We start from the raw sequence: 6,096 nt of genomic DNA on the forward strand, positions 1-6,096 counted from the left end.
GCGTTCGCAGGGCGGCGGGCGGCTACGAGGCGAACAGCCGTACAGGCCACCCCGCGTGCGCCTCCGCTCCGATCTCCAGCAGCGGTGCCGACCCGGCGGGCAACGCGTCGGGCCCCTCGGTGACCGCTTCCCGGGCCGCCTCCACCGCCCGGTCCGCGACCCGGTCCACCTCCGGCGCCAGCCGGGCCAGCACCCGCGTCGCGTCGAACGGATCCAGACTCAGCAACCGCACCGTCGCCGAGGCGGGCCCGCTCACACTCTCGTACGCCGCGCAGTAGGCCGCGTCAACCGGCCCCAGCCCCGCCGCCCGCGCCGCCAGTCCGAGCACCACCGGCTGATGGGCTCCCTTGGGAAACTCGCGCCCCAGTGCGTCCAGTTCGGCCGACGGCCAGGTCGCCCGGGCGGCCCGCAGCAGCTGCCGCCCCAGTTTGCGCGCGGCGACCCGCAGGGCGGGCGAGGGCGTACGGGCGTCCGCGGCACGGTCGAGTGCGACGGGGTCGATCCCGAGGGCGGCAGCCGCCGTGAGGCCGGCCGCCACCAGCCCCGCCGTGTGCAACCGCCCCCGGCAGAACGCCTCCAGGCTCGCCGCCCCACTGATCCGCCCGGCCTTGACCGCCGCCTCGGCACCACCGGAATGCGCATGGCCCCCGGCGGGAAACCGTCCGTCGGCCAGGACGAGCAGCGCTGCACGCGACATCAGACCACCCTCAGAACAGGAAGTACCGCTGGGCCATGGGAAGTTCGGCCGCGGGCGCCGCCTCGACCAGCTCCCCGTCGATGTGCACGGCGAAGCTGTCGGGATCGACGCGCACATCGGGCCGCGCGTCGTTCTCGCGCATGTCGGCCTTGGTGACCCCGCGCGTCGACTCGATCGCCGCGAACCGCTTCCCCAGCCCCAGCCGCTCCGGCAGCCCGGCCTCGACGGCCAGGGGGGCGACGAAGTTGAGGGAGTTGGAGGCCGGAGCCCGCCCGATCGCCCCGTACATCGGGCGCGGCAGGATCGGCTGCGGGGTGGGGATCGAGGCGTTCGCGTCGCCCATCTGCGCGTAGGCGATCTGCCCGCCCTTGATGACGAGCTGCGGCTTGACGCCGAAGAACGCCGGTTCCCAGAGCACCAGGTCGGCCAGCTTGCCGCTCTCCACCGACCCGACTTCCCCGGCGAGGCCCTGGGCGAGTGCGGGGTTGATCGTGTATTTGGCGACATAGCGACGGACCCGGCGGTTGTCGGCCCGTCCGTCTCCGGGCAGTGCCCCCCGCCGCCGCTTCATCACGTGGGCGGTCTGCCAGGTCCGCATGACGACCTCGCCGACACGTCCCATTGCCTGGGAGTCGGAGGAGATGATCGAGATGGCGCCCAGGTCGTGCAGCACGTCCTCCGCCCCGATGGTGGAGGGCCGGATCCGGGACTCGGCGAAGGCCAGGTCCTCCGGCACCGCCGGGTTGAGGTGGTGGCACACCATCAGCATGTCGAGGTGTTCCTCGGCGGTGTTGACGGTGAACGGCCGGGTCGGGTTGGTGGAGCTCGGCAGCACGTACGACTCGGAGACCACGGTCATGATGTCCGGCGCGTGCCCGCCGCCCGCACCCTCGGTGTGGTACGCGTGGATGCCCCGCCCGGCGATCGCGGCCAGTGTGTCGCCCACGAATCCGGCCTCGTTGAGGGTGTCGGTGTGGATGGCGACCTGGATGCCGGTCCGCTCGGCGACGGTCAGCGAGGCGTCGATGACGGCCGGGGTGGAGCCCCAGTCCTCGTGCAGCTTCAGGCCGAGGGCGCCGCCCCTGATCTGCGACAGCATCGCCTCGTGGGAGACGGTGTTGCCCTTGCCGAGCAGGCCGATGTTGAGCGGGTGGGCCTCCATCGCCTCCAGCATCCGGGCGAGGTGCCAGGGGCCGGGCGTCACGGTGGTGGCCTTGGAGCCCTCCGCGGGGCCCGTGCCCCCGCCGACGAGGGTCGTGATGCCCGAGGAGAGCGCCTCGTCGGCGATCTGCGGGCAGATGAAGTGGACGTGCGCGTCGATCGCACCGGCCGTGAGGATGCGCCCGTTGCCGGCAATGATCTCGGTCTCCGGGCCGATGACCAGGTCGGGGTGGACGCCGTCCATGGTGTCGGGGTTGCCGGCCTTGCCGATGCCGGTGATCCGGCCGTCGCGGATGCCGACGTCGGCCTTGACGATCCCCCAGTGGTCGATGATCACCGCACCGGTGATGACGGTGTCCGGGGTGCCCTCCGCGCGGGTGGCCCGGGCCTGGCCCATGGACTCGCGGATGACCTTGCCGCCGCCGAACACGGCCTCGTCACCGGCGAGTCCGGGGCCGCCGGAACGGTCCTCCTCGATCTCGACCAGCAGATCGGTGTCGGCGAGGCGGATCCGGTCGCCGGCCGTGGGGCCGAACAGGTCGGCGTACGCGGCACGCGAGATCTCAGGCATCGAGGGCACCTCCGGTCTCCCCGCGCAGTCCGGGCACCACACGGGCCCCGGCCAGCGGAACGAGCTCCACGTCGACGGGGATCCCGGGCTCGAAGCGCACGGCGGTGCCGGCGGCGACGTTCAGCCGCTTTCCGCGCGCGGCGGCACGGTCGAACTCCAGGCCGGGGTTGGCCTCGGCGAAGTGGTAGTGAGAGCCGACCTGCACGGGCCGGTCGGCGGCGTTGAGGACGGTGAGCCGGGTGACCTCGCGGCCCTCGTTGCAGGCAATCGGGTCGTCGGCGAAGAGGAACTCTCCGGGAATCACGGCGGTCTCCCGTCAGACGATCGGCTCGTGGACGGTGACGAGCTTGGTGCCGTCCGGGAAGGTGGCCTCGACCTGGACGTCGTGGATCATCTCAGGGATACCCTCCATGACGTCGTCCCTGGTGAGCAGTTTGCGTCCGGAGGACATGAGTTCGGCGACGGTACGGCCGTCCCGGGCGCCCTCGAGGATGTGCGAGGTGATGAGCGCGACCGCCTCGGGGTGGTTGAGCTTCAGCCCACGGGCCCGGCGCTTCTCGGCCACGTCCGCCGCCACGTGGATCAGCAGTCGTTCTTGCTCGTGCGGGGTCAGCTGCACGTCCCACCTCACAGTCGTCGCTCCGGGCCGTGCGGGACCCGGTTGCCGCGGCCACGGGGCAAAGTGCCAGGTGGCGTGGACCGGCAGGCTAATTGGACCGCGTTTCGGGCACGTTAACCGCCCTGTGATCCACCGGTGTCCCCGCCCTGCATTGCCCGTGAGGGCCCGCAGGCCGTCCTGGAGGACCTCGACCGGGGCGGGTCCGAAGAGGGACTGCTGCGCGATGAACCCGAGCACGGAGGCGATCATCGTGCGGGCCACGTGGTCCGGAGCCACGTCCGCCCGCATCATGCCCGCCAGCAGGCCGTGGCCCAGCAGGCCGCCGCCGAGGAAACCAGGGTCTGACTTTGACCTGGTGGGCGGCCCTCGGCCTGGGTGCCGTCCTGCTCGGCGGCTCCCTCCGGGCGCGGAAGCGGGACAGTGAGCCCGCGGCCGACCGCCGGGAGCTGTCGCCGGTCGGCTGAGCCCGCCTCGCCGCGCCCCGGCACACAGCGACCGTGCGTCCCCGCCGTAGCGGACGGGGGCGCACGGTCAGCACGTCTGCCCGGGCTTCTCGCCTGCCCGGGGTGGCCGGTCTACGCCGGGCCGGTCCTGCGGTGCTCCGCCGCGATGCCGAACCGCTGTGGTTCACCAGGAGCGGACGCGACCTGACGGACCGTGGACACCGCGCTCACCACCTGCTCCTCCGCGACCTCCGCGAGGTCGTGACCCTCTTCGAGTCGCCGCAGGTCATCGGCCGAGACAAGAGCGACGAGGGGCTTGCCGTGCCGGGTGACGACGACGCGCTCCCCGGCGTACACCACGCGGTTGATCAGGTCGGCGAGCTCAGCCCTGGCTTGCGTCACCGGAATCTCGTAGGCCATGTCCCCATCATAACGTCACGTACGTCCTGTACATTTTTTACAGAGACGGCTGTCGCCGGAGACGGCCGCACCCGCGAGGAGGGGGTTCGCCATGACCCGACCGTCCGCCCGCCATGCGCTGCCCGAGTTCACCGAACGCACGGGGTCCGGGCACCGGACGATGGATCCGTACGCGAAGCTCCTCGAGGAGCGGATCGTCTTCCTCGGGGCGCCGGTGGACGAGACCTCGGCGAACGACGTGATGGCCCAGTTCATGCATCTGGAGCACCGGGCCCCGGAGCGCGACATCTCGCTCTACATCAACTCCCCCGGCGGCTCCTTCCACGCGATGACGGCGATCCACGACACGATGCGGTACGTCTCCTGCGATGTGGAGACCATCCTCCTGGGCCACGCCGGCGCGGTCGCCTCGGTGCTGCTCGCGGCGGGCACGCCGGGCAAGCGGTTCGCTCTGCCCGACGCGCGCCTGGTGATCCATCAGCCCGCCCTGCCCGAGCCGGTCAGGGGTCAGGCGAGCGATCTGGCCCTCCAGGCCACCGAGCTGACGCGCGTCCGGAACCGGATGGAGGAGCTGCTCGCGCTGTACACGGGCCGCACCCGCGAGCAGATGAGCGCGGACATCCAGCGGGACAAGGTCCTGACCGCCCAGGAGGCCGTCGCGTACGGGCTGGTGGACGGCATCATCCCCGGCCGCGAGGCCACCCTCGTCCCGCCGACCGGGCAGTGAGCCCCGATGCTCCCGCCCGAACTGCCGCCGCTGCCCGCCCTGACACGCGCCGAGGCGGAACTGATCGACCGATATCTGGACGTGGTCGACCTGCTCGGCCGGATCAACCCGGCCCGGGACGGCGACACCTACCGCGGGCTGCGCGCCGCCCAGGCCCTGGTCGGCAAGGCGACCGCGCTGCGTGACGCCCTCGCCCTGATGCACCAGCGGGGCGAGACCGAACTGCACGCGCAGACCCTGGCCCGGGCGCTGCGGGTGCTGGACGGCGAGCGGCGCACGGCCCGGCTCAGCCTGCCCCCGGAGTCCGTCAGTTGACGCGGAATCGCCGCCCGCTCGCCCGCCCCGTCGGCGGAGCTCCGGGAGGTGAGTTGAAACGGACCAAAAGACGTACCCCTGTTCGGAGTAGGCGGGAGACCGATTTCAGGACCGTTCCGGTTGCGCAACGCGCGTGAACCCAGGGCGGAATAGGGCATTCCCTCGCTGGTCCGGCGGTCCGCGAACCCGTGGACGGCGGTGCGAACGCACACGTGTCCACCCGAACGGGTGAGTGGTGAGTAACAACACAAATCCCCGGTTCCGTTGGGAAATCCGGACAGGCATGCGCCAAGATCCCTGACTGACGACAAGCCCCCGCCGCTGTGGCGGGGCGATCCGGGCGGACGCCGAGTCCTGCCGCCGCCCGGATGACCGGTCGACAGGAGTGGATCGGCAGGAGTGGAGGACCCAAGCACGACGGGTCGCCGGGACGGTCACGCCATGACCGGACCCGAGCAGCCCTTGGGGTGAAGCCGCGTCAGCGGCCGGGCAACTTTGTCAGCCCGAATCCGACAGGTCATCCTTCACAGGCGGCTGACGAAGGGTTGCGCATGACTGCGCTCAATCGTGTCCCGTCGCTCATGGCCCGGGCCGGCACCGCCTCGGCGCTCACCATCGCTGCGGTGGGCGGCTCGATCGTGGCGCCCGGCTTCGCCTCCGACGCCGCGGCGGCCACGCCGGCGACCAAGGCACTCCAGATCGCGGCCTCGAAAAAGGGTTCACCCTACAAGTACGGGGCCACCGGTCCGCACCGGTTCGACTGCTCCGGTCTCACGCTCTACTCGTTCAAGAAGGCCGGCAAGAAGCTCCCCCGCACGGCTGCCCAGCAGTACAACAAGACCCGCCACATCTCCGCCAAGAACCGCAAGGCCGGAGACCTGGTGTTCTTCCACTCGGGCAGCAACGTGTACCACGTCGGTATCTACGCGGGTAAGAACAAGCTCTGGCACTCCCCGAAGACCGGGGACGTGGTGCGGCTCCAGAAGATCTGGACCAAGAGCGTCTGGTACGGGCGCGTGAAGTGATCCGCCCGGCGTGGGGGGGGGGGCGGGCGCGCCCCCCCCCCCCCGGGGGGGCCCCCCGCCCCGGGGGGTGCCCCCCCCCCCCCGGCCCCGCCCCCGCCCCCCCCCGCCCCCCACCCGA

8 protein-coding genes and 1 riboswitch are annotated in these 6,096 nt (G+C 71.8%); of the genes, 3 read left to right on the forward strand and 5 right to left on the reverse strand.

Features of this window, described 5'->3' with window-relative positions; translation table 11 throughout:
- Window positions 1-22: 22 nt before the first annotated feature.
- From ACFZDI_RS15745 to ACFZDI_RS15765, 5 genes are all read right to left on the reverse strand, one after another.
- Window positions 23-697: an urease accessory UreF family protein gene (locus tag ACFZDI_RS15745; RefSeq protein WP_391250909.1), complete on the reverse strand. Its 675-nt coding sequence runs from the start codon at window positions 695-697 to the stop codon at window positions 23-25.
- Window positions 698-707: 10 nt separating this feature from the next.
- Window positions 708-2,429, reverse strand: a complete 1,722-nt coding sequence (locus ACFZDI_RS15750; RefSeq protein WP_391250911.1) for an urease subunit alpha — start codon at window positions 2,427-2,429, stop codon at window positions 708-710.
- Window positions 2,422-2,733 (reverse strand): urease subunit beta, encoded by a 312-nt coding sequence (locus ACFZDI_RS15755; RefSeq protein WP_234749406.1) that lies wholly within the window; start codon window positions 2,731-2,733, stop codon window positions 2,422-2,424. The genes ACFZDI_RS15750 and ACFZDI_RS15755 overlap by 8 nt, the downstream gene beginning before the upstream one ends.
- A 12-nt stretch (window positions 2,734-2,745) precedes the next feature.
- A complete protein-coding gene (locus ACFZDI_RS15760; protein ID WP_104781970.1) occupies window positions 2,746-3,048 on the reverse strand; it encodes an urease subunit gamma in 303 nt (100 codons plus the stop codon).
- Window positions 3,049-3,623: 575 nt separating this feature from the next.
- Complete coding sequence (locus ACFZDI_RS15765; protein ID WP_234749404.1) at window positions 3,624-3,911, reverse strand: type II toxin-antitoxin system Phd/YefM family antitoxin; 288 nt, start codon at window positions 3,909-3,911, stop codon at window positions 3,624-3,626.
- A 91-nt stretch (window positions 3,912-4,002) separates the two neighbouring features.
- On the opposite strand from ACFZDI_RS15765, the gene ACFZDI_RS15770 reads away from it, so the two are divergent.
- The 3 genes from ACFZDI_RS15770 (at window position 4,003) to ACFZDI_RS15780 (ending at window position 5,978) form a co-directional block, all read left to right on the forward strand.
- Window positions 4,003-4,638: an ATP-dependent Clp protease proteolytic subunit gene (locus ACFZDI_RS15770; protein ID WP_391250915.1), complete on the forward strand. Its 636-nt coding sequence runs from the start codon at window positions 4,003-4,005 to the stop codon at window positions 4,636-4,638.
- 6 nt (window positions 4,639-4,644) lie between these two features.
- Window positions 4,645-4,953: a hypothetical protein gene (locus ACFZDI_RS15775; RefSeq protein ID WP_234749401.1), complete on the forward strand. Its 309-nt coding sequence runs from the start codon at window positions 4,645-4,647 to the stop codon at window positions 4,951-4,953.
- Between the two features lie 335 nt (window positions 4,954-5,288).
- Window positions 5,289-5,501: riboswitch (cyclic di-AMP (ydaO/yuaA leader) on the forward strand.
- A gap of 3 nt (window positions 5,502-5,504) precedes the next feature.
- Window positions 5,505-5,978, forward strand: a complete 474-nt coding sequence (locus ACFZDI_RS15780) for a C40 family peptidase (protein ID WP_234749400.1) — start codon at window positions 5,505-5,507, stop codon at window positions 5,976-5,978.
- The last annotated feature ends 118 nt before the right edge of the window (window positions 5,979-6,096 follow it).

The sequence above is a fragment of the Streptomyces sp. NPDC007907 genome, from assembly GCF_042959365.1.
Lineage (GTDB): Bacteria > Actinomycetota > Actinomycetes > Streptomycetales > Streptomycetaceae > Streptomyces > Streptomyces indiaensis.